Annotated in this window: 11 protein-coding genes; 7 read left to right on the top strand and 4 right to left on the bottom strand. The window is 71.4% G+C overall.

The genetic code is table 11. The features are described from left to right. Positions 1 to 22: 22 nt before the first annotated feature. The 7 genes from FZ046_RS04580 (at position 23) to FZ046_RS04550 (ending at position 13,135) form a co-directional block, all read left to right on the top strand. The gene (locus FZ046_RS04580) at positions 23 to 883 is read left to right on the top strand and encodes an alpha/beta hydrolase-fold protein (RefSeq protein WP_083298187.1); all 861 of its coding nucleotides are present in this window, start codon (positions 23 to 25) and stop codon (positions 881 to 883) included. Between the two features lie 68 nt (positions 884 to 951). Continuing rightward, a complete protein-coding gene (locus tag FZ046_RS04575; protein WP_246182904.1) occupies positions 952 to 1,422 on the top strand; it encodes a DUF732 domain-containing protein in 471 nt (156 codons plus the stop codon). Positions 1,423 to 1,438: 16 nt separating this feature from the next. Next, positions 1,439 to 2,449: a carboxylesterase Culp6 gene (culp6, locus tag FZ046_RS04570; protein WP_070352872.1), complete on the top strand. Its 1,011-nt coding sequence runs from the start codon at positions 1,439 to 1,441 to the stop codon at positions 2,447 to 2,449. Positions 2,450 to 2,726: 277 nt separating this feature from the next. Then, complete coding sequence (gene fadD32, locus FZ046_RS04565; RefSeq protein ID WP_070352873.1) at positions 2,727 to 4,616, top strand: long-chain-fatty-acid--AMP ligase FadD32; 1,890 nt, start codon at positions 2,727 to 2,729, stop codon at positions 4,614 to 4,616. Positions 4,617 to 4,756: 140 nt separating this feature from the next. Further along, positions 4,757 to 10,171 (top strand): polyketide synthase Pks13, encoded by a 5,415-nt coding sequence (pks13, locus tag FZ046_RS04560; RefSeq protein ID WP_246183005.1) that lies wholly within the window; start codon positions 4,757 to 4,759, stop codon positions 10,169 to 10,171. A 2-nt stretch (positions 10,172 to 10,173) separates the two neighbouring features. Then, positions 10,174 to 11,748, top strand: a complete 1,575-nt coding sequence (locus tag FZ046_RS04555; RefSeq protein WP_070352875.1) for an acyl-CoA carboxylase subunit beta — start codon at positions 10,174 to 10,176, stop codon at positions 11,746 to 11,748. 22 nt (positions 11,749 to 11,770) lie between these two features. Continuing rightward, complete coding sequence (locus FZ046_RS04550; protein WP_070352876.1) at positions 11,771 to 13,135, top strand: serine/threonine-protein kinase; 1,365 nt, start codon at positions 11,771 to 11,773, stop codon at positions 13,133 to 13,135. 406 nt (positions 13,136 to 13,541) lie between these two features. Here FZ046_RS04550 and FZ046_RS04545 read toward each other — a convergent pair whose 3' ends face one another. From FZ046_RS04545 to FZ046_RS04530, 4 genes are all read right to left on the bottom strand, one after another. Then, positions 13,542 to 16,712: an arabinosyltransferase domain-containing protein gene (locus tag FZ046_RS04545; protein WP_281288510.1), complete on the bottom strand. Its 3,171-nt coding sequence runs from the start codon at positions 16,710 to 16,712 to the stop codon at positions 13,542 to 13,544. Positions 16,713 to 16,762: 50 nt separating this feature from the next. Further along, positions 16,763 to 20,023, bottom strand: a complete 3,261-nt coding sequence (locus FZ046_RS04540; protein WP_070352877.1) for an arabinosyltransferase domain-containing protein — start codon at positions 20,021 to 20,023, stop codon at positions 16,763 to 16,765. Positions 20,024 to 20,092: 69 nt separating this feature from the next. Next, entirely contained in the window at positions 20,093 to 23,362 is a 3,270-nt protein-coding gene (locus FZ046_RS04535; RefSeq protein ID WP_407664445.1) for an arabinosyltransferase domain-containing protein, read from the bottom strand. Then, positions 23,359 to 25,185 carry a galactan 5-O-arabinofuranosyltransferase gene (locus tag FZ046_RS04530; protein WP_070352925.1) on the bottom strand — a complete coding sequence of 609 codons (1,827 nt, stop codon included), beginning with the start codon at positions 25,183 to 25,185 and terminating at the stop codon, positions 23,359 to 23,361. Before FZ046_RS04530 ends, FZ046_RS04535 begins: the two co-directional genes overlap by 4 nt. Between the last annotated feature and the right edge of the window lie 10 nt (positions 25,186 to 25,195).

Raw genomic sequence — 25,195 nt, 5'->3', positions numbered from 1 at the left:
GATTTCGGTCCTGTTCCGCGTGATGAGCGCCCTGGTGCTGGCCGCCGGGCTGTGGGTGGCGACGCCGCACACCGCCTCGGCCGACGGCGTCGAGATGCTCATGGTGCCGTCGGCGGCGATGGGGCGCGACATCCCGGTGGCCTTCCAGGGCGGCGGTCCGCACGCCGTGGTCCTGCTCGACGCCTTCAACGCCGCTCCCGACGTCAGCAACTGGGTAACGGCGGGCAACGCCATGAACACCCTGGCGGGCAAGGGCATCTCGGTCGCGGCGCCGGCCGGTGGCGCCTGGAGCATGTACACCAACTGGGAGCAGGACGGCAGCCGCCAGTGGGAGACCTTCCTGGCCGACGAGCTGCCGAACTGGCTGGCCGCCAACAAGGGCCTGGCCCCCAGCGGCCACGGCATCGTCGGCGCGGCGCAGGGCGGCTTCGGCGCCCTGGCCATGGCGACCTTCCACCCGGACCGGTACCGCTACGCGGGCTCGCTGTCGGGCTACCTCGCGCCGGAGCGCACCGGCGTCGACGGGGCGATCACCGCGGGGCTGGCGCAGTACGGCGGCGTCGACATCCGCAACATGTGGGGTCTGCCGCAGCTGGGCCGGTGGAAGTGGCACTCGCCGAACGTGCACGCGCAGCTGCTGGCGGACAACAACACCCGGCTGTGGATCTTCAGCCCGGCCACCACGGAGTGCAGCGACCCGGCCGCGATGATCGGCTTCTGCGACCAGGCGCAGGGCACCAACCGGTTCTTCTACCAGAGCTACCGCGGCGCCGGCGGCCACAACGCGCACTTCGACTTCCCGCCCAGCGGACAGCACGACTGGAGTTCGTGGGCGCCGCAGCTGGCGGCCATGTCGGGCGAGCTGGTCGCCACCATCAAGTAGCCGCCGCGGGTGCGGGCCGGCAAAGTACTCGCCGGGAGCCCGGCGAGCGAGCCGGTACCGTGGAAATCGTGCGTGCCGCGCTTCCGCTCTGCCTGATGGTGGCTGCCCCCATCGTGGCGGCGTCCGTCAGTGGCTGCGGCATGAGCGGCGAGGACGTCATGGCCACCATGGGAATGCCGTCGTCGGAGACGGCGGCGACGGGATCCGACGGACATCCGATGGGCCAGCTGCCGGCGTCCCGCGACGGCGGGATGGCCGGTGCCATGCAGGTGACGCCGCAGCAGCGCGGCTACCTCGATGCGCTCCGCGTCGCCGGGGTGCGCCCCTCCAGCGAACTGCTGGCGCTGTCCATCGGCTCGTATGTCTGCCAGGCCCACGCGGCCCACCAGAGCGACCAGGCGGTGTGGGACTTCGTGGTGCCGATGGTGCGCGACGACGTCCGCGACGCCAGCCCCGGTGACGAGGCGCCCGCGGCGGGCGAGGTCAACTCCGTGACGGCCGACTACATTCGCATCGCCACCGACCGACTCTGTCACTAGGAGACCGACACCCGCCATGGCCACCAACAGTCGACGCAAACGCCACCGCATCCTCGCCGTGGCGGCGGCCGGTGCCGTCGCCGTGCTGGTGGCGGTCGTCGTCGCCGCCGTGGTCGTGTGGCTGCGCCAGCCCGACACCCCACCGTCGGCGGTGCCGCCGTCGGCCGTCCCGCCGACGAGCCTGGCGCCGGGCCAGTCGAAGCCGCGCCCGGAATTCCAGAGTGCGGACTGCCCGGACGTGGAGCTGATGTCGATCCCGGGCACCTGGGAGTCGTCGCCGCAGCTGGACCCGCTGAACCCGACGCAGTTCCCGATCGCCCTGCTGCTCAACGTCACCAACCCGATCCGGGGCGCGTTCGACGGCGGCCGGCTGCAGATCTACACCGTCCCGTACACCGCGCAGTTCCACAATCCGTTCTCCGCGGACAAGCAGATGTCCTACAACGACAGCCGCGCGGAGGGCACCCGCAAGGCGGTCGACGAACTCAAGCGCATGAACGAGGCCTGCCCACTGACGAGCTACGTGCTGGTGGGCTTCTCGCAGGGCGCGGTGATCGCCGGGGACATCGCCAGCGACATCGGCAATGGCCGCGGTCCGGTGGACCAGGACCTGGTGTTGGGCGTGACGCTGATCGCCGACGGCCGCCGGCAGGACTCCGTCGGGCAGGACATCGGGCCCAATCCGCCGGGTCAGGGGGCCGAGATCACCCTCGCCGAGGTGCCGATGCTCAAGCAGCTCGGCCTGGAGATGACCGGTCCGCGCCCGGGCGGCTTCGGGCTGCTCAACGACCGCACCAATCAGATCTGCGCCAAGGGCGACCTGATCTGTGCGGCGCCCGAGGGGGCGTTCTCGATCGCGAACCTGCCGCAGACCCTCGCGACGCTGTCGGGCGGCGCCGGCCAACCGGTGCACGCGATGTACAACACCCCGCAGTTCTGGGCACTCGACGGGCAGACCGCCACGCAGTGGACGCAGAACTGGACGCGCGGTCTCATCGACGGCGCGCCGCGGCCGAAGCACGGCTGAGGTCACGAACGGGTGTCACCTTCGGTGGGTTTCGGGGTGGGATTTGGCCGCCCCGAAGCCGGTCGCCTAACATTAAGAGAAAAGTAAGATTCGACCGTTCGACCGCTGGTCGGGGTGTCGATCCCGTGATCCCGGAGGGTGCCGGTACCGCCCGGTAGGATTCATGAGGTTTGGCATCGGAGGGTGCGGCGCTCGCTCCGGGGGGAGTTCGAGAGCCGCCGGGACCACCGCGGGACACGGTGCTTCGCGGGCCGCGTGTCGCTGACAGGAGAGTTCGATGGGATTCCACAACCCGTTCCTCAAGGACGGTCTGATCAAGTTCCCCGACAACGGCAGCTTGGTCAAGCACGTCGAGAAGTGGGCGAAGGTGCGCGGCGACAAGCTCGCCTACCGCTTCCTCGACTTCTCCACCGAGCGCGACGGCGTTGCCCGCGACCTGCACTGGGCCGACTTCGGCGCCCGCAACCGCGCCGTCGGTGCGCGGCTGCAGCAGGTCACCCAGCCCGGTGACCGGGTCGCCATCCTGTGCCCGCAGAACCTGGAGTACATCGTCGCCTTCTTCGGGACGCTCTACTCCGGCCGCATCGCGGTGCCGCTGTTCGACCCGTCCGAACCCGGCCACGTCGGCCGGCTGCACGCGGTCCTGGACGACTGCCAGCCGTCGGCGATCCTCACCACCACCGAGTCGGCCGAGGGCGTCCGCAAGTTCTTCCGCAGCCGCCCCGCCAAGGAGCGTCCCCGCGTCATCGCCGTCGACGCCGTCCCCGTCGAGGTCGGCAGCACCTGGGAGCCGGTGCCGGTCGACGAGGACACCATCGCCTACCTGCAGTACACGTCGGGCTCGACCCGCATCCCGACCGGCGTGCAGATCACCCACCTCAACCTCGCCACGAACGTGGTGCAGGTGATCGAGGCGCTCGACGGCGAGGAGGGCGACCGCGGCTGCTCCTGGCTGCCGTTCTTCCACGACATGGGCCTCATCACGGCGCTGCTCGCGCCGATGATCGGGCACTACTTCACGTTCATGACCCCCGCGGCGTTCGTGCGCCGGCCCAGCCGCTGGCTGCGCGAGCTGTCGGCCCGGCCCGAGGACACCGGCGGCATCATCTCGGTGGCGCCGAACTTCGCGTTCGACCACGCCGCCGCACGCGGTGTGCCGAAGGGCGACGAGCCGCCCCTGGACCTGTCCAAGGTGAAGGGCATCCTCAACGGCAGCGAGCCGATCTCGGCCGCCACCGTGCGCCGCTTCAACGAGGCCTTCCGTCCCTTCGGCTTCAAGCCGGAGGCGATCAAGCCGTCCTACGGCTTGGCCGAGGCGACGCTGTTCGTGTCGACCACCCCGATGAACGCCGAGCCGCGGATCATCTCCGTCGACCGCGAGGCGCTCAACACCGGCACCTTCGTCGAGGTGCCCGACGACGCGCCGACCGCCGTCGCGCAGGCCGGCGCGGGCAAGGTCGGGATCGCCGAATGGGCCGTGATCGTCGACGCCGAGTCGGCGTCCGAGCTGCCCGACGGCCAGATCGGCGAGATCTGGATCAGCGGGCAGAACATGGGCACCGGCTACTGGGGCAAGCCGCAGGAGACCGTCGAGACGTTCCAGAACATCCTGAAGTCGCGCACCAACCCGTCGCACGCCGAGGGCGCGCCCGACGACGCGACCTGGGTGCGCACCGGTGACTACGGCGCCTTCCACGACGACGAGCTGTTCATCACCGGCCGCGTGAAGGACCTCGTCATCATCGACGGCCGCAACCACTACCCACAGGACCTCGAGTACTCCGCGCAGGAGAGCACCAAGGCGCTGCGCACCGGGTACGTCGCGGCGTTCTCGGTGCCGGCCAACCAGCTGCCCGACGAGGTGTTCGACAACGCCCACGCCGGCCTCAAGCGCGATCCCGACGACACCAGCGAGCAGCTGGTCATCGTCGGCGAGCGGGCACCCGGCGCGCACAAGCTCGATCCGGGCCCGGTGATCGACGACATCCGTGCCGCGATCGCCGTGCGTCACGGCGTGACGGTGCGCGACGTGCTGCTCACCCCGGCCGGCGCGATCCCGCGCACCTCCAGCGGCAAGATCGGCCGGCGTGCCTGCCGCGCCGCGTACCTCGACGGCAGCCTGCGCGCCGGGAAGATCGCCAACGACTTCCCCGACGCCACCGACTAGCTCGCAGCCCACCCCGGCCGCACGACGGCGAAAGTGAATCACTGATCATGACCGAACCGCAGGAACCGTCGCCCGTCCTCTCCGAGGCCGTCGCCGCGGACGCCGAGCAGCCCAACCGCACCGACGTCTCGGTGCCCGAGATGCGCGAGTGGCTGCGCAACTGGGTGGCCAACGCGACCGGACAGTCGCCGGACGCGATCAACGAGAACGCGCCGCTGATCGAGCTGGGCCTCGCGTCGCGCGACGCGGTCGCGATGGCCAGCGACATCGAGGACTACTGCGGCGTCACCGTCACTGCCACGATGGCGTTCCGGCACCCCACCATCGAGGCGCTCGCGACGGTCATCGTCGAGGGTGAGCCCGAGGAGGAGAAGGCCGCCGACGAGGACTGGTCGCGCGAGGTCGACGAGGGCCGGACCAACATCGCGATCGTCGGCGTCGGCACCCGGTTCCCCGGGGACATGAACACTCCCGACGAGATGTGGCAGGCCCTCCTGGAGGGGCGCGACGCCATCACCGACCTGCCCGAGGGACGCTGGTCGGAGTTCCTGGCCGAGCCGCGCGTCGCCGAGCGCGTCGCCAAGGCCCGTGTCCGCGGCGGCTACCTCAGCGACATCAAGGGCTTCGACGCCGAGTTCTTCGCGCTGTCGAAGATGGAGGCCGACAACATCGATCCGCAGCAGCGGATGGCGCTCGAGCTGACCTGGGAGGCGTTGGAGCACGCCCGGATTCCGGCGTCGAGCCTGCGCGGGGCCAATGTCGGCGTCTTCATCGGCAGCTCGGTGAACGACTACATGTTCATGTCGGTCGCCGATCCGGCCGTCGCGCACCCGTACGCCATCACCGGCAACTCGAGCGCCGTGATCGCCAACCGGGTCTCCTACTTCTACGACTTCCGCGGGCCGTCGATGGCCATCGACACCGCGTGCTCGTCGTCGCTCGTGGCCGTGCACGAGGGCATCAAGGCGCTGCGCGCCGGTGACGCAGACGTGGTGCTGGCCGGTGGCGTCAACGCGCTGATCACCCCGCTGGTGACGCTGGGCTTCGACGAGGTCGGCGGCGTGCTCGCGCCCGACGGCCGGATCAAGAGCTTCTCCTCGGACGCCGACGGGTACGCCCGCTCCGAGGGCGGCGGCATGGTGGTGCTCAAGCGCCTCGAGGACGCCCGCCGCGACGGCGACGACATCCTGGCCGTGATCGCCGGTGGCGCAGTCAATCACGACGGTCGCTCCAACGGCATGCTGGCGCCCAATCCCGACGCGCAGGAGGCGGTGCTCCGCAAGGCCTACAAGGACGCTGGCATCGACCCCACGACCGTCGACTACGTCGAGGCGCACGGCACCGGCACGATCCTCGGCGACCCGATCGAGGCCGACGCGCTCGGGCGCGTCATCGGCCGTGGCCGCGCCGCCGACCGCCCGGCGCTGCTGGGCGCGGTGAAGTCCAACGTCGGCCACCTCGAGTCGGCCGCCGGCGCGGCGAGCCTGGCGAAGATGGCGCTGGCGCTGAAGAACGACAAGCTGCCGCCGTCGATCAACTACGCGGGCCCCAACCCGTACATCGACTTCGACCGCGAACACCTCAAGGTCAACGACGTCGTCAGTGACTGGCCGCGCTACAGCGGCCATGCGATCGCGGGCGTGTCCGGCTTCGGCTTCGGTGGTGCCAACGCGCACCTGGTGTTGCGCGAGGTGCTGCCCACCGACCTGGTCGAGCCGGAGACCGAGGCCGACGTCGCGGTCGTCACCCCGGCCAACGGGGACGCGCAGGCGGTGTACGTCGGGGGCGTCCGGATGGACGAGTACGGCGAGTTCATCACCGACGACGCCGACGACGATCTCGACCGGCCCGCAGCGGCCGCGGTCGACGAGCCCGAGCTGCCGGGCCTGACCGACGAGGCGCTGCGCCTGCTGGAGACCGCGCGCGAGAAGCTGGCGGCCGCCCACGCGGAGAATCCGCCGAAACCGATCGTGCCGCTGGCCGTTTCGGGCTTCCTCACCTCGCGCAAGCGGTCGACGGCGGCCGAACTGGCGGACTGGATCGAATCCCCAGAGGGGCAGGCGTCGTCGCTGGAGGCGATCGGCCGCTCGCTGTCGCGGCGCAACCACGGCCGCTCGCGCGCCGTCGTGCTGGCGCACGATCACGCCGAGGCGGTCAAGGGTCTGCGGGCCATCGCCGAGGGCAAGCAGAGCCCACTGGTGATCTCGGCCGACGGTCCGGTGACCAACGGCCCGGTGTGGGTGCTCGCCGGTTTCGGTGCGCAGCACCGCAAGATGGGCAAGGACCTCTACCTGCGCAACGAGGTCTTCGCGGAGTGGATCAACAAGGTCGACGCGCTCATCCAGGACGAGCGTGGCTACTCCGTCGTCGAACTGATCCTCGACGACGCCATCGACTACACCAACGAGACCTGCGAATACCCCATCGAGGTCGTTCAGACGGTCATCTTCGCCATCCAGATCGCCCTGGGTGAGCTGCTCAAGCACCACGGCGCCAATCCCGGTGCGGTGGTGGGCCAGTCGCTCGGCGAGGCCGCGGCGGCGTACTTCTCCGGCGGCCTGTCGCTGGAGGACGCCACCCGCACCATCTGCTCGCGTGCCCACCTGATGGGCGAGGGCGAGGCCATGCTGTTCGGCGAGTACATCCGGCTGATGGCGCTCGTCGAGTACTCGGCCGACGAGATCAAGACCGTGTTCTCGGACTACCCGGGACTGGAGGTGTGCGTCTACGCCGCCCCCACCCAGACCGTCATCGGCGGTCCGCCCGAGCAGATCGACGCGATCGTCGCTCGCGCCGAGTCCGAGGGCAAGTTCGCCCGCAAGCTGCAGACCAAGGGCGCCAGCCACACTCAGCAGATGGACCCGCTGCTGGGCGAACTCTCGGCCGAGATCCAGGGCATCGAGCCGCATCCGCTGCGGACGGCGTACTACTCCACGGTGCACGAGGGCATGCTGGTCCGGGCCGGCGCCGACCCCATCCACGACGTGGACTACTGGAAGAAGGGCTTGCGGCACAGCGTGTACTTCACGCACGGCATCCGCAACGCCGTCGACAACGGGCACACGACGTTCCTCGAGCTGGCCCCGAACCCGGTGGCGCTCATGCAGGTCGGGCTCACCACGGCCAGCGCCGGGCTGCACGACGGTCAGCTCATCGCGACGCTCGCGCGCAAGCAGGACGAGGTCGACTCGATGACCACGGCCATGGCGAACCTGTTCGTCTACGGCCACGACCTCGACGTCCGCACCCTGTTCCCGCTGGGGGCCGACGACGAGCGCGACCGCGCGACCGCGTTCGCGAACATCCCGCCGACGCGGTTCAAGCGCAAGCCGCACTGGCTCGACGCCCGCTTCACCGGCGACAGCTCGGGCGTGGTGCCCGGCAACCACGTCGCGACGCCCGACGGCCGCCACGTGTGGGAGTACCACCCGCGCGGCGCCGTCGACGCGAAGGCGTTGGCCGCGCTGGTGAAGGCCGCTGCGGCACAGGTGCTTCCGGACGCGGCGCTCACCGCCTACGAGCAGCGGGCGCTGCCGACCGAGGGCGCTCAGCTTGTCACCACGCTGACCCGGCACCCCGGCGGCGCGACGGTGCAGGTGCACGCGCGCATCGAGGAGTCCTTCACGCTGGTGTACGACGCGATCGTCACCCGTGGCGGCCAGGCCAGCACGCTGCCGACGGCCGCTCCCGTCGGCGCGGCGATCGCCGTCCCGGCGGCCACCGCCACCGAGGCCGCCCCGGCGCCGGTCGAGGAGGAGCCGGAGGACGACGCGGCGATCCTGCAGGACAACCTGACCGCGGGCGCCGGCCTGGCGGCGAACTTCGCGAAGTGGTCGCCCGACTCCGGTGAGACCATCGGGCAGCGGCTCGGCACCATCGTCGGTAGCGCCATGGGGTACGAGCCCGAGGACCTGCCGTGGGAGGTGCCGCTCATCGAGCTGGGCCTGGATTCGCTGATGGCCGTGCGCATCAAGAACCGCGTCGAGTACGACTTCGACCTGCCGCCGATCCAGCTGACCGCCGTGCGCGACGCCAACCTGTACGCGGTGGAGAAGCTGATTCAGTACGCGATCGAGCACCGCGACGAGGTCGGCGAACTGGCCGAGGCGCAGAAGGGGCAGACCGCCGAGGAGATCGCCGCGGCGCAGGCCGAACTCATGGGCGGCGCCACCACGGTCGCCGAACTGGAGGCCAAGCTCGCCGAGGCGGGTCACCCGCTCGGCGATCGGGCTGCCGACGACCCGTCGAAGGTCGCTCCGGCACAGGAGATCACGCCCGACTCCGTCGCCACCGACGCCGCGCTGGTGCCCCCGCCGAATGTCGGCGCCGGGGCGCCTCCGCCGCCCCCGAGCGACCCGTTGGGTCCCGGCGTTCCCCCGCCGCCGACGAATCCCGCCGGACCCTCCGTGGAAGCCAAGCAGAACGCCGCCAAGGCGGCGGCCTCGGTGCTGACGCAGGAGGCCGTCACCGAGGCACTGGGTGCCGACGTGCCGCCGCGTGACGCCGCCGAGCGCGTCACGTTCGCGACGTGGGCCATCGTCACCGGCAAGTCCCCGGGCGGCATCTTCAACGAGCTGCCCGCGATCGACGACGCCGCCGCCGAGAAGATGGCGCAGCGCCTGTCCGAGCGTGCCGACGGCATCATCACCGCCGAGCAGGTGCAGGCCGCCCGCACCATCCAGGACCTGGCCACCCCGGTGCGCGAGCAGATGGACGCCGGCGAACTCGACGGCTTCGTCCGCACCATCCGGGCCAGGCCCGAGGGCTCCAACCGGGTGCCGGTGTTCGTGTTCCACCCGGCAGGCGGTTCCACCACGGTGTACGAGCCGCTGCTCAAGCGGCTGCCCGCCGACACCCCGATGTACGGGTTCGAGCGCGTCGAGGGCACCGTCGAGGAGCGCGCGGCGGCGTACCTGCCGAAGCTGATGGAGATCCAGGGCAACGGTCCGTATGTGCTGGTCGGCTGGTCGCTGGGCGGCGCCCTGGCCTACGCCTGTGCCATCGGCCTCAAGCGCGCGGGCGCCGACGTCCGCTTCGTCGGGCTGATCGACATGGTGCGCCCCGGCGAGGAGGTGCCGCAGACCAAGGAGGAGACGCGGGCCCGGTGGGACCGCTACGCCCTGTTCGCGCAGCGCACCTTCAACGTCGAGATCCCGGAGATCCCCTACGAGGACCTCGAAGCGCTCGACGACGAGGGCCAGGTGCGGTTCGTCCTGGACGCGGTGAAGGAGGCCGGCGTCGACATCCCCGGCGGCATCATCGAGCACCAGCGCACGTCCTACCTGGACAACCGCCTGCTCGAGACGGCGGAGATCCAGCCCTACGACGGTCACGTCACCCTGTACATGGCCGACCGCTACCACGATGACGCGATCTTCTTCGAGCCGCGCTACGCCATCCGGCAGCCCGACGGCGGCTGGGGCGAATTCGTCGAGGACCTGGAGATCGTGCCCATCGGGGGCGAGCACATCCAGGCGATCGACGAGCCGTACATTGCGAAGGTCGGCGCGCACATGAGCGCGGCGGTCAACCAGATCGAGGGCGAGAGCGAGTAGACGTGTCAGAAGCCGCGACGCCCGTCAGCCGGGCCCACACCACGGCCGAGAAGCTCGCCGAGCTGCGCGAGAAGCTGCAGCTGGCGCAGGATCCCGGCGACGAGAAGGCGAAGGCCCGGCGCGACAAGAAGGGCATCCCGTCGGCGCGGGCACGGATCCACGCGCTCCTCGATCCGGGCACCTTCTTCGAGACCGGCGCGCTGGCCCGCACCCCGGGTGACCCCAACGCCTACTACGGCGACGGCGTCGTCACCGGCCACGGCATGATCAACGGTCGTCCGGTCGGCGTGTTCAGCCACGACCAGACGGTGTTCCAGGGCTCGGTCGGCGAGATGTTCGGCCGCAAGGTCGCCAAGCTGATGGAGTGGGTGGCCATGGTCGGCTGCCCGATCATCGGCATCAACGACTCGGCGGGCGCCCGCATCCAGGACACCGCGACGTCGCTGGCCTGGTACGCCGAACTCGGCCGCCGGCACGAACTGCTGCGCGGCCTGGTGCCCGAGATCTCGCTCATCTTCGGCAAGTGCGCCGGCGGTGCGGTGTACTCGCCGATCCAGACCGACCTGGTGGTCGCCGTCCGCGACCAGGGCTACATGTTCGTCACCGGCCCCGACGTCATCAAGGACGTGACCGGCGAGGACGTCTCTCTCGACGAACTCGGCGGCGCCGACGCCCAGGCCCGCTACGGCAACATCCACCAGGTGGTGGAGTCCGAGGCCGCCGCGTTCCAGTACGTCCGCGACTACCTGAGCTTCCTGCCGGCCAACACCTTCGACGACGCGCCGATCGTCAACCCGGGGCTGGAGCCGGAGCTGACGTCGTACGACTACGACCTCGACACGATCGTCCCGGACTCGGACAACCAGGCCTACGACATGCACGAGATCCTGCTGCGGATCTTCGACGACGGCGATGTCTTCGAGGTGGCCGAGCAGGCCGGCCCGGCGATCATCACGGCGTTCGCGCGCGTGGGTGGCCGCCCGGTGGGCGTGATCGCCAACCAGCCGATGTACATGTCCGGCGCCATCGACAACGAGGCGTCCGACAAGGCCGCCCGCTTCATCCGGTTCTGCGACTCGTTCAACACGCCGCTGGTCTTCGTCGTGGACACCCCGGGGTTCATGCCGGGCGTCGAGCAGGAGAAGGGCGCCATCATCAAGCGCGGCGGCCGCTTCCTCAACGCGGTCGTCGAGGCCGACGTGCCGAAGGTGACCATCACGGTCCGCAAGTCCTACGGCGGCGCGTACGCGGTGATGGGCTCCAAGCAGCTGACCGCCGACCTGAACTTCGCCTGGCCGACCGCCCGCATCGCGGTGATCGGCGCCGAGGGCGCGGCGCAGCTGCTGGTGAAGCGCTTCCCGGATCCGACGGCACCGGAGGTGCAGAAGATCCGCGCCGACTTCATCGAGGGCTACAACGCCAACCTCGCGGTGCCGTGGATCGCCGCCGAGCGCGGTTACATCGACGGCGTCATCGAGCCGCACGAGACCCGGCTGCTGCTGCGCAGCGCCATCCGGCTGCTCGCCGACAAGCAGATCTCGCGCGTGCAGCGCAAGCACGGCTTGACGCCGATCTGATCCGACGGCGAGGATTCGCCCCATGCCGCTCGCCGAAGGCCAGGAGCTCGCCGGGTACACCGTCGTGCGCTCACTCGGGGCGGGAGGCATGGGCGAGGTCTACCTCGTCCAGCACCCGCGCCTGCCCCGCTACGACGCGCTGAAGGTGCTCGCCGCCACGGTGTGCGCGGACGGCGAGTACCGCGAGCGGTTCAACCGCGAGGCCGAGATCGCGGCGACGCTGTGGCATCCGCACATCGTCGAGATCCACGACCGCGGCGACGTCGACGGTCAGCTGTGGATCGCGATGGACTACGTCGACGGCACCGACGCGGGAGAGCTGCTCGGCCAGTACCCGGGCGGCATGCCGCCGGCGTTGGCCGTCCGGATGGTCACCGCGGTCGCCGAGGCGCTCGACTACGCCCACGGCAAGGGGCTGACGCACCGCGACGTGAAGCCCGCCAACCTGCTGATCGCCAACCCCGACGGACCGGGTGAGCGAATCCTGCTCGCCGACTTCGGCATTGCGCGCCGCGCGGACGACACCAGCAACCTGACAGGCACCAACATGACGGTCGGCACGGTGGCCTACGCGGCGCCCGAGCAGCTGACCGGTGAGAAGGTCGACGGTCGTGCCGACCAGTACGCGCTGGCCGCGACGGCGTATCAACTGCTGACCGGTGCGCCGCCGTTCCAGCACTCGAACCCGGCGGTCGTCATCAGCCAGCACCTGACCGGCAGCCCGCCGCCGATCGGATCGCGGCGGCCCGAGCTGGCCGGGTTGGGGCCGGTGTTCGACCGTGCCCTGGCGAAGTCGCCGGCCGATCGCTACGACCGGTGCGTCGACTTCGCCCGCGCGCTGGGCCACTGCGCCACGTCGGCCGGGGTGGCGGCGCCCGAGGACTGCGAGTCCACCATGCGGGCCGGTGCCGCGGCGCCCAGCGGTCCCCGGCACGCCAAGCCGCAGCCCGCGCCGAGCGGCCGTCGCAAGCCGGTGTGGCTGGCGCTGGCCGCCTCGGCGGTGCTGGTGGCCGTCGTCGTGGCCGGATTGCTGGCATTCGACGTGTTCGGTGGCCGGCGGGACGTCGCCCAGCCGGCGGCTGGCGTCGCGGTGCCCGTGGTGGTCGTCGGTGCGGACTGCGCGACGCTCGGCGCCGCCGGCGTCACCGAGAAGGGCGCGCCGGCCTACTGCGCGCACCTGCAGGCCGCCGATGTCGACATGTGGTCGTTGCAGGAGGGGCAGATCAACGCGCCCACCGTGACGACCGCGGCGGGCGCCCCGTCCGCCGACCCGCCGGTGCTGGTGTGCATGGAGCAGACCGGCGGCTCCCAGAGCGACTGCCGCAGCGACATCGCCCGAGAGAACGCCGACCCCGCCGCCAACGACACCACCCCGCCGACGGCCTGACGCGCCTGCGGAGCCGGGTGGCGCGGCGCCGGCGAAGTCGTTTGCGAAATGCCCGCCTCTGAGCGACAACTCGCGACAATCGCGGGCGTGCCGGTGGTCGATGTTGTCGCGACTTGTCGCTAGGAGGCGGGCAATCTCAAGTGCAAACCCCGGACGCGGGGCGCCGCGACCCACCCGCCGCGACCCGCCCGCGGCACTCCAGCGTCACGCTCGACTCCGCGCGCGACTATAGCGTCACGCTCGGCGCTAGCCGCCGATGCCGTCCGCCGGTTGTCGCGACTTGTCGCTCAGAGGCGGGCAATCGGAATGCACTTCCCCCGGGCCGTGCTCGCGCGACCCGCCCGCAAGACCATTAGCCTGCCGCGCGCGACTTCAGCGTCACGCTCGGCGCCAGCGCCCCGCACCCCTACGGCTGGATGCGGATCCGGCCCGGGCTGTACAGCCCGCTGTGGGTGGACTCGCCGAGGTCGATCTGCGCGGGCTGGGCGTCGACGATCGTGTCGAAGCGCCGCAGCGAACCCCAGTCCTGACCCCAGTCCTTCGACAGGTACGTCGACATCACCGACGCTCGCAGCAGCAGGTCCGTGATCCCGAGCAGGCCACCGTTGAGGCCGTCCTGCCAGGTGTCGGTGCTCTGCAGCTTGGCGTAGTAGTCGGGCGAGATGCGGAATTTCGGCACCTCGGTGACCCCGTTGGCGTGCAGCATCGGCTGCTGGCACGGGAACGCCAAACCGACGGCCCAGTCCATGAGCACCGGCTGCTGGGAGCCGACGTACTCCTGCACCGAACGCACCTCCGGCACGCGCGGCGGGGTGACGGCCACCCAGTCGCCCTGGCTCAGCGACAGGTCCTCGGCGACCACGCGCACGGCGATGGCGTCGGCGGGGATCTCGGCGCGCGGGTAGCGCAGGTTGCGCCAGGACGGCGTCGGTCCGACGTCGAACGGCGTCACCCGTCCGGCGGGCACGGGAGCCCCGTCCGGACCGCGGCGCGCGTACTCGAGGTCGACGGTCTGCCCGGTGGTCAACCCGTTGGCGACGCTCTTGCCGGTGATCGTGCCCGCTGCGGTGATGGTCACCAGCGGGTGCGCGTCGTCGGCGGCGGGCAGCTCGTACCACGCCGACGCGAGTGTGCTCTCCTGTTGCGCGCCAGTCGAATACGTTCCCGCGACCGGCACCCGCGCCGGGTCCAGACCGTAGGGCAGCGGCACGGTCGAGCCGTTGACGCCCGGGCGCGACAGCTTCACCGGGCGGTTCCAGTCGTAGTCCGTGCCCGGCTGCGGGTTGTTCAACCGGATGGCCTCGGCGATGATGCGGTCCGGAACGCCGTTGGGGGAGAAGCCCGCCGGCGACGTTCCGCCGAGCGGCCCGAGCGGCCCGTAGTTCCCCGGCAGCGCCCGCAGGAAGCCGGCGTTCGAGTCCGGTTCGACGAGCACGTCGTCGGCCAGGCCGCAGCCACCGGCGAACGCACGCACGTTGGCCCACCCGTTGGAGTACGTCGGGTACTGACGCACCACGCCGATCGCCATCGACGCCAGCATGACCAGGACCATGAACCCGGCGGCCAACGGGATGGGCGCCGCGGTCAGACGGTCGACGATCCGCGACTCACCGCGCTGCGTCAGGTGCAGCCAGAACGCCCACAGCACCGCGACGGCGGTCAGCGCGAAGAACACCGTGCTGACGGTGACGCCGCCGATCTTCGGCACTGAATTGTTGAACGGCGCACCGAAGTTCGACACGTACCACCACCCGTTGGTGGAGGCGAAGCAGAACGCCAGGACGAAGAACACCAGCGCCAGGAACGTCATCCGGTTGCGCGCGGAGCGCAGCACCACCGGCGACACCAGGACGGTGGCCACCGCGGCCATCGCACCGCCTACCGCGGCGAACAGGCCGAAGTGGTGGATCCACTTGGTGGGCGTGAACATCAGGAAGAACACCGTCGCGAAGATGATGCCCATCAGCCGCCACACCGGACCGCGGGCGACCCCGGGCACCCGCTTGCGGCGCAGCATCATGAACAGCGACGGGAACAGGCACATCGCGGTGAACACGAACGCCACGCGCCGCGAGATCGCGCCGTCGGTGGTCGGCAGGATCAGGTAGTAGTAGCGCAGGTTCTCCGTCCACCACTCCTGGCTGGGTCCGATGGCGGTGCGGATCCTGGTGGCCTCCAGCACCGTCGCGAGCGTCTGGTCGGCGAACACGACGGGCAGGATCACGGTGCCCGCCGCCAGCAGCGGCGCGACCAGCGCCCACGTTCCGACGGCGCCGCGGCGGCGCATGACGATGCGCAGGATCGGGCGGCCGCCGGCGAGCAGTGCGGCCACGGCGATCAGTCCGGTCGGCTGGATGCCGAGCGTGAACGCCGCGGTGGTGATCCCGAGTGCAGCCGGGGTGAGCCGGCCCGACGTGACGGCCCGCTCGATCAGCACGTAGGTGATCAGGGCGCCGGTGGCGATTTGCCCCTCGGGTCGCAGACCGTTGTTGAACGGCATCCACGCGCCCAGCAGCACCAGTCCGGCCGCCCACATCGCGGCGCGACTGCCCGCGACGGCGGGCCCCAGCCGGGGCAGCACCTCGCGCGACAGCAGCAGCCAGCAGACCAGCGCGCAGACGAGGTCGGGCAGGCGGATCCAGATGCTGGCGTCGCTGACCTTCGTCATCAGCGCCAGCAGGTTGTAGTACCAGCCGAAGGGGTCCTCGGGGCTGCCGAACCACCGGAAGTAGTTGGCCATGTAGCCGCCGTGATCGGCGACGCGGGCCATCTGCAGGATGTAGCCGTCGTCCGAGGAGTTGGCGCCGATCACGTACCAGAGCGCGAAGCCGCCGACGACGGCCCCGTCGACCGGGGTCAGCATCCGCCATCGCGTCGGAATCAGGCGGTGCATGCGCCGCCCGTCGAGCCGGTCGAGCTGCCACAGCGCGAGCAGCGCCAGCACCGTCGACAGGATCGCCAGGAGCATCGCGGCGAGCTTCAGCGGCGTCGGGTGCGTGGTGAAGCGGGTGTCGATGGTCGCCGAGAACGAAAGGTTCTGTGGCGCAGCGCCGGTGAGGTCGGTGAAGACGCCGACGATGGCCGGGCGCAGGTTCGGGTCGGCGTAGCCGGTGCGCTGCGGCGAGCCGTCCGGCTGGCGCAGACCGACGAAGTCGGCGTACGTGCCGTCGAGCGAGGACGTGATCTCGATGCGCTGGCACGCGGGTCCGGCGACCCGGTCCCGCGCGACGCTGGCGACCACCACGTTGCGGACGATGACGTCGACGCGCGACTGCGTGACGTTGACGAGCATCGCGTTCAGCGCGGCGTCGCGGCCCTGCGCCGGCGCGGTGCCCAGCACCAGACCGCCGGCGGGCGGCATGTCCCGCACGATCGCGCAGGGAATGGTGGCCGAGAGCTCCACCGGCGCCTGCGACAGCAGCGGTGCGGTGACGTCGGAGAAGCGCCCCTGCTCCGGCCAGTTCAGCGTCGCGGTGGTCTGGGTGACCGGCAGCAGCGGGGTGGCGACCGCCAGCACGAACCCCAGCAGCCCGGCGATCGTGGCGACCCAGCGCGCCACCTTGGCATCATCGCTCACGGCCCCGGCTGCCCTCTTGCCGCTCACGGCCCCGGCTGGTCTGTTGCCGCTCACGGCAGTGCCCTGATCGGTCCGCCTCGGCTCCAGCCGAACACTCGCGTGGATCCTTCCTCGATGACGGCGTCGGGCGCCTGGTCGGACGGCACCACCCGGGTGTAGCGCTCGAGCGAGCCCCAGTCGCGGTACCAGTCGTCGCGCAGGTAGGTCGGGATGGCCTCGGTGCGCAGCAGCGCCTGGATGAACAGGAACGGCCCACCGTCCTCGGCGGCCTGCCACTTGTTCGACGAGACGACCATCTGCTTGAAGTCCGGGATGATGCGGTATTCGGGCAGCTCGGCGACGCCGAGGTGTTCGGCGAACGGCCGCTGGCACGGGAAGTTGGCCGCGGTGGCGATGTCCATCAGCACCGGCGTCTCGCTGCCCAGGAACTGCTGGGCGGTCTGCAGCACCGGCACGCGCGGCGGCGTGAACGCGAACCACTGGTCGGTGGAGAGGTTGGGGTCGTCGGCGACGATGCGCGCGACGTTGGCCTCCGGCGGCGCGGTGGTCAGCGGGAAGCGCAGGTTGCGCCAGGCCCGCTGGGCGAAGATGTCGATCGGCTGCACCTCGTTGAGCGCCTGGAACGTGCCGTCCGGGCGGCGCACGCCCCACTGCAGCTTGAGCGACTGGCCGTAGTTGAACGAGCCGTCCTCGTTGTAGTACCAGATGGCGCCCGCCGCGGCGACGCTCACCAGCGGCCGGTCCGGCGTGCGCGGCGGCAGCTCGTACCAGGCCGAGGTGGCCTTGGCGGCGATGCCGGCCTGGTCCGATCCGGCCTCGGCGTAGCTGCCCATCACCGGGGTGCGCTTGGGGTCGAGGCCGAACGGCAGGAACACCCGCGACCCGTTGACGCCTTCGGGGCCGTAGCCGCCGCCGGTGCCGGCCGCGTAGCCGACGCCGATGTTGGGCTTGTCGTTCGGGCCGTCGGAGTTCACGGTGCCGGGGTTGGCGACCGTCGGCTTGGGCGGTTCGAGGGTGTCGCTGACGCCGTTGGGCGTGAAGCCGACGGGGTTCTCGCCGCCGAGCGGTCCGTACCGGCCCACGCGCTGCCCGGGCGCGGGCTGCAGCATGCCGGCGTTGGTGTCGGCCTCCACCAGCACGGCGTCGGCCTCCCCGCAGCTGGCGTCGGACAGCCCCGACCGCAGCGCCGCGAGGTTGGCCGCGCCGGTGGTGTAGACGGGGTAGCGGCCCGCGGCGGCCTTGAGCATCGAGCCCAGCTCGAGCACCACCATGATCGTGGCGACGACCAGCAGCGGCGTCGACGCGATCGCGCGGTTGCGCCCGGTGTCGGCGACCTCGGTGTGACCGGCGTAGTCCATGCGGAAGTGCAGCCACCCGGCCAGCAGACCGCACGCGATGGCCAGCACCAGGAAGATGGTCGTCACCGGGTAGCCGACGATCACCGGCTGCTTGTCGAACCACGGCACCCCGTAGTTGCCGACGTAGAACCAGCCGTTGATGCCCGAGGTGGCCCAGGCCAGGATGAACAGCAGTGCGGTGACGTACAGCGCGAGGTTGCGTCGGCTGTGCAGACCGACCCGCGCGAACGCGAAGGCCGTGACGGCGCCCAGCGCGGCGGCCAACCCGGCGAAGGCGCCGAACTGCACGGCCCACTTCGTCGGGGTCAGCGTCAGCAGCAGCAGCCCGACGGCGGTGGAGCCGGCCAGCCGCCACACCGGCCCGCTCACCGCACCGGGCACCCGGCCGCGCCGCAGCAGCACCATGATCAGCCCGAACAGGCACAGCAGCAGCACCAGCACCGCGAAGCGGCGGGTCAGCGAGCCGTCCACGCTCTCCTCGACCGTGAGGAAGTAGTACCGCAGGAACTCCTGGTACCAGGGGATGGTCGGGCCGACGACGTACTTGATGCGCACCGACTCGGCGACGGTGGCCAGCGTCTGGTCGCGGAACGCGATGACGAACACCAGCGACAGCGCCGCGGCCAGCGGCGCGAGCGAGGCGAGCATGCCGCCACCCGCGCGTCGCCGGTGCACGACGATGCGGCCGATGGCCCGGCCGCCGACCAGCAGCGGCGCCAGCGCGATGAGTCCCTGCGGGGCGAGGGTGACCGAGAACGCCGCGACGACGATGGCGACCGCGGCGGGCCACAGCCGGCGGGTCCCGATCGCGTTCTCGACGAGGATCCATGCCGCGACGGTGGCGAACGCGATGAGCGGCTCGGGGCGCAGGCCGTTGTTGAAGGGCAGCCACGCGGCGAGGAACACCGCGCCGGCGGTGAGCACGGTGACGCGGTTGGCGGCCACCCGCCTGCCGATGCGGGGCAGGACGCAGCGGCTGACGATGAGCCACGTGCCGATCGCGGCGGCGGTCGCGGGCAGCCGCATCCACACGCTGTCCGTGCTGACCGCGGCGAGGTGCGCCAGCACGCTCTGATACCAGTCGAACGGCGCCTCGGTGGCCCCGAAGAAGCGGTAGTAGTTGGCGCTGTACCCGGCCTGGCCGGACACCCGGGCGATGGTGAGGTTGTAGCCGTCGTCGGTCGACAGCGCGCCCACGACGTGCCAGATCAGCAGGCCGCCGATCACGCCGGCGTCGGTCAGCCACGTCCAGAGCCCCGCGCGGCGGCGGATGCGTGGCGGTCGCCGGCCGGCGACGCGGTCCAGCAGGACCAGGGCGACGATCGACGCGAGGACGCACAGCACGCCGAGGACCATCGCGGCGGTCTTCAGCGCGGTGGGGGCGGTGATGAAGCGGGTGTCGACGTCGACGCGGGCGCCGAGTCCGGGCTGCGGCGCCACTTCGAGGTCGGTGAACAGGCCGGCCACCTGGGGCCGCTTGTCCACCGGCAGCGTCCCGGTGGCGCCGGGGATGCCGACGAAGTCCGCGCCGACCGCGCCGACGTTGGCCCACACGTGGATCTGGCTGCAGGCGCCGGAGTCGACGGCGGCGCGCGGGGCGACGGCCGCGACGGTGTCGCGGAAGGCGACGTAGACGACGTCGGCGTTGGCGCGGACGAACATGCCGTTGCGGCCGGCCTCGATGCCGCCGGCCGGGTTGGTGGAGAACACGACGCCGCCGTCGCGCGGCAGCGAGGCGACGGTGACGCAGGGGATGGTCACGTCGAGCGCCCGCGGCGCGCCGGACACCAGCGGGGCCGTCACGTCGGTGACGAAGCCGTTCGCCCCCGGGGCCTGCGGCCACAGGATGGTCGCGGTGGTCTGGCGCACGGGAAGCAGCGGGGTGAGGGCGCAGAGCAGAAGCCCGGCGACGCCCGCGATGATCGCGACGAGTCGAATGGTCCGGGCAGGCACGAGGCTCAAGGGTAAGGGAAGGACTCGTGAGACCTGCGTCGCCATGCGGTGCGGCCGGAGACGTCGCGCCTAGGACAACCGCAGCGGTCCCGGACTCCACAGCCCGCTGCGCGTCGCGGTGCCCAGATCGAGGCGGGCCGGCTCGGCGTTCGGGTACCACGGCGTCAGCTGCTGCAGCGAGCCCCAGTCGCGGAACCAGTCGTCGCGCAGGTAGGTCGGTACGGGGGTGGCGCGCAGCAGCAGCTCGGTGATGCCGAGCGGGCCGCCGCCGAGGTAGTCCATCACCGGCGAGTTGGCCTCGGCACCGAAGCGGTCCGGCAGGATCCGCCACTTCGGCACCTCGGTGACGCCGTCGTTGTGGCCGAACGGCCGCTGGCACGGGAACGCGAGCCCGACGAGCCAGTCCAGCAGCACCGGGTCGCTGGAGCCGACGACCTCCTGCAGCGTGCGCAGCTGCGGGATGCGCGGCGGGGTGACGGCGATCCAGTGCTGCGGTGCCAGGTCGTCGTCGCTGGCGACGATGCGGATCTGGGTGGCCTCGGCGGGGATGGCCGTCATGGGTGCGCGCAGGTTCCGCCAGGCGGGGGTGGCGCCGACGTCGGCCAGGCCGAGCCCGCCGCCGGGCTCGTTGCGGGCGGCCTGGGCGTCGGTGGCCCACTGCACGGTGACCTCGCCGGCGTCGAAGCGGCCGGCCGCGGTGACGGCGAGTAGCGGGCCGCGCTGGTCGGCGGGCGGCAGCCGGTACCACGCGGAGCGCAGCAGGGCGGGCTGCTGGGTGCCCGAGCGCCAGCTGCCCATGACGGGGACGCGGGCGGGGTCGAGGTCGTAGGGGAGGCGGGCACGCGAGCCGTTGACGCCGGCGGCCGCGGTGGTGCCGCCCTCGGTGCCGGGCTCGCTGCCGGTCACCACCGAGCCGTCGGTGTCGGCGAAGTTGCCGCTGCCCTGCGGTTCCATGACGGGGTCGGCCGAGACGTCGGCGGGAATCCCGTTGGCGCCGAAGCCCTGTGTGGTGGCGGCGCCGAGCGCGGCGGCCACCGGGACGCCGACCGGGGACAGCAGCCCGGCGTTGGGGTCGAGTTCCACCATGACGTCGGTGGCGAGGCCGCACGTCTTGCCGGTGAGCGCGTCGAGGTTCGAGCGACCGACCGACCAGGCGGGGTACTGCGAGATCATCGCCAGGGTCAGCGAGGCCACCTCGAAGGCGATCACCAGCCAGAGGATCACCGCCAGCGGTGCCTGGGCGACGCGCGACCAGCGTCGCGGCTTGCTCGGCAGCCGGTCGGCGCGTCCGCTGAAGTGCAGCCACGCCGCGACCAGCAGCGCCAGGACCGACAGCCCGAGCAGCACGGTGGTGAAGCCGAACTTGAACTCCGGGAACGAATTCGACCACGGCACGCCGAAGTTCGAGACGTACCACCAGCCGTTCACGGTCGCGAACGACAGTGCGGTCACGAACAACACGATCGCGGTGAACACGGTGCGGTTGCGGCGTGACTTCATCGCGGTGGCCGCTACGGCGACGGCGGCGAGCGCGCCCAGCGAGCCGGCCAGCCCGGCGAACACCCCGAAGTGGTGCGTCCACTTGGTGGGCGTGAACATCATGGCGAGGAACGAGATGATGGTGATGCCGACGATGCGCCGGCTCGGGCCGAGCGCGGTGCCGGGAATCCGGCCCTTGCGCAACGACATCGCGACCGAGACGGCCAACGCCAGCAGCAGCGTCAGCACCGCGAAGCGGCGCGCGACCGAGCCGTCGGGGCTGGTGGTGAACAGCCGCTCGTAGCGGATGTGCTCGTCGAACCAGGCCAGGCTGGGACCCACGTCGGACTTGAACGAACTCGCCTGCACCGCGGCGGCCAGCGTCTGGTCGCGGAAGATGAGGATGATCGCGACGGTGCCCGCGGCGAGCACGGGCGCGAGCAGCGCGAGGTAGCCGAAGCGCGAGACGTGTTGTCCGACGATGGTCTTCAGCGGGCCGATGGCCACCAGCAGGGCGCCGACCGCGGCGATGCCGGTGGGACCGGAGAACAGCGTCAGCGCGCCGATGATGACGGCGATCGCGACGGGCAGCAGCCGGCTCGTCGCGACGCCGCGCTCGACCGAGCACCAGGTGAGCAGGATGCCGAGCGCGATGATCGGCTCGGGGCGCAGGCCGTTGTTGAGCGGCAGCCAGAAAGCAAGGAACATGCCCGCGGCGGTCCACGCCGCCGCACGGCTGTGCTTGACGGCGTGGCCGAGCCGGGGGATCACCTCGCGGCTGATGACCCACCAGCACGCCAGCCCCATCAGCAGCGTCGGCAGCCGCATCCAGACGCTGGCGGTGCTGACGTGCGCCCACAGCGCCAGCAGGTCGTAGTACCAGCCGAACGGCGCCTCGGGCGTGCCGAACCAGCGGTAGTAGTTCGCCATGTAGCCGGCGTGTTCGGACACCCGGGCCATCGTGAGGATGTAGCCGTCGTCGGCGGTGTTGGCACCCACGACGTGCCACCACACCATCACCGCGGTCACCAGGCCGTCCAGCGGCGACAGCGACCACCAGCGCGGCGGCAGGACGCGGCGGTGCCGCACGCCGTCGGCGACGTCGAGGCGGTGCAGGGCGATCAGGGCGACGACGGTGAGCGCCACGCCGAACACCATCGCCAGCGTCTTCAGCAGCGTCGGGGAGGTGCTGTAGCGGGAGTCGATGGTGGCCGAGAAGGTCAGTCCCTCCGGCGCCGGGCCGGACAGGTCGGTGAACACGCCGACGATCTGCGGGCGGAAGTCGTAGCCGCTGCGCTCGCCGCGCAGCGGCTGCCCGCCGTCGGATTCCTCGCCGGGCTCCGGTTCCTTGGTCAGCCCGACGAATTCGCCGGTGACCTTGTCGGCGTGCGCGGTGAAGGTGATCCGCTGACACGCCGGGCTCAGCACGTCGGCGAGCGGCGCGGTGACCACCGGGGTGTTGCGGACGATCATCAGCACGTCGCCGCCGACGCGCTCGATCAGCAGGCCGCGGTCCACGGCCTTGGGTGCCTGCTTGGGGACCGTCGACAGCAGCACGGTGCGCTGGCCCTGCAGGGCGGCCGCGGCGCTGCACGGGATGGTCAGCTCCATGCTGGTCGGCACGTAACCGATCAGCGGGGCGTCGACGCTGGCGAGCACGCCGTTCTGCGGCCAGTTGATCTGGGCGGTGGTCTGCGTGACGGGCAGCAGCGGGGTGGCGATCGCGAGCAGCGCGCCGAGCAGCCCGGAGACGATGGCGATGAGGCGCGCGGTCCGGTGGTTGGCTGGCAACGCGGCACCCTCTCGGCTCACGGGCGTAGATGTTAATGACCCGACGTGCGGTGGGACCTCGCCGGTCACCTGCGGATCGCCAGGACGAACGGACCGACGTCGGTGACGCTCCACCGCGGGTCGTCGAACAGCGCCGCGTCGAGGGCCACCTGGTAGCGCCGGACGTTGGGCTGATTGGGGTAGACGTCGCTGGCGAGCCGCAGCGTGTAGGTGTCGTTGGCGCCGTGCCGCATGAGGAACACCGTGGGCGGCGGCCAGGGCATCCCGTCGAGGGAGGCGATGAGGTCGTCGGGCCGGGTCATCGTCGCCCAGCCCTCGATGACGGCGGACCGTTCGGTGAACTGCGCCAGCGGGTTGGCGTAGTGCGACGTCAGGCCCTGAAAGCCGTAGTACGGGTAGAAGGCCAGGAAGCCGTAGTCGGCGGTCATCACCACCGTCTCGTGGCGCGGGCGCCCAGTGGCGGCGGTGATCCTGGCATCGATGTCGGCGTAGTACCGCTCGGCGCCGGGCGGGCGGCGGTCGGCACGCTGGCCGGAGCCGTCGGTGTCGGTGTAGGCCACCGCGATGTCGGGGCGCAGCACGTCGGGGATGTCCTGGCTGAACGTCATGGCGCCGATCGCGCCGAGCACCGTGGCGCTCACCACGATGCGCCGCCCGGTGACCGGGGTGCGCCGCGCCGCGAGCGCGGTGGTGGCGTGCACGAAGCCGAAGACGCCGGCGGCGGTGAGCAGCACCGACAGCGTCGGCTGCAGCCGGAAGCTCAGCAGCGTGGTGCCGGCCAGCGTCGTGACCATCGACAGCAGCGACCAGGCGTAGACCGCGACGACCGCGATCGCCAGCGCGCCGGCCCTCGTCGAGTGCCGTGCCATGACGACGAGCCACACGGTGCCGACGAGGCACAGTGCGCCGAGCAGGGTGAAGGACAGCATGGGAAAGGTGAGCTGCGCCCCGTCGGCGGGCAGGTAGTGCTGGGCCGTGCCGGTGTCGGCGGGCCGGCCGCGCGCGGCGGCCAGCAGGTACGGGCCCCAGCCGAGGAGCGCGATGAGGCCGGAGACGACGGCGATGACCCCGAGGCGCAGCAGCGGGAACCAGTGCCGGCGGGTGGCCGCGACGCACAGGGCCATCAGCACGATGGTGAAGGCGGCGTAGGCCAGCAGCAGCGTGTAGAACAGCGCCGCGACGCCGAGGAACAGGCCGACGGCGAGGACGGCGGCCCAGCCGGAGCGGCCCGCGGTCCTACCGGCGCGCAGTCCCGACCAGGCCAGCACGAAGATCGGCGGCAGCAGCACGGTGATGATCGCGGCGTAGGGCTCGGCCGACGAATAGGCGAGCGTCGTCGCGGCGGTGGCGGTGGTGACGATCAGCGCCAGCTCGAAGCGGATCAGCGCTGCCCACAGCGCGAAGGCCAGCGCGACGGCGACGGCGATCGAGATGATCGCCCACGGCTTGAACGCCTCCCACGCCGGCATGCCGCTCAGCGCGGCGAACCGGCCGCCCAGCCAGAACCAGCCCGGCGGGTAGTAGGGCGGCAGGCCGATGTAGGTCATGTCGTGCGGCACGGCCGAGTCGGTGAGGCGGGTCAGGTACTCGGTGCGGAACTGCTGGTCCACCGAGACGCCGAAGAGGTAGAGCTTGGTGGCGCCGAGCGGCATCCCGAGGGTCACCACGGTGAACGCGGTGAGGAAGGCGACGCCGGCGGCCCGGGCGAGCCACCGGCGGCCGCGGCGCCACAGCCAGCCCGCCGCGCCGAGGCCGGCCAGGGCGGCGAACTGGCCGACCGTGGTGAGGGCGTGCAACTGGTTGCTCGAGTTGAACGCGGGCCACTCGACGCGACCGATCGCCAGCAGCGCGACCACTGACAGCAGTGCGGCGGCGACGGCCGCGGCCAGCATCTGGCCGGCT

Origin of the sequence: Mycolicibacterium grossiae (assembly GCF_008329645.1) — a bacterium.
GTDB lineage: Bacteria > Actinomycetota > Actinomycetes > Mycobacteriales > Mycobacteriaceae > Mycobacterium > Mycobacterium grossiae.
Note: the sequence above shows the minus strand (reverse complement) of the source record. Positions and strands in the feature narration are given on the sequence as shown.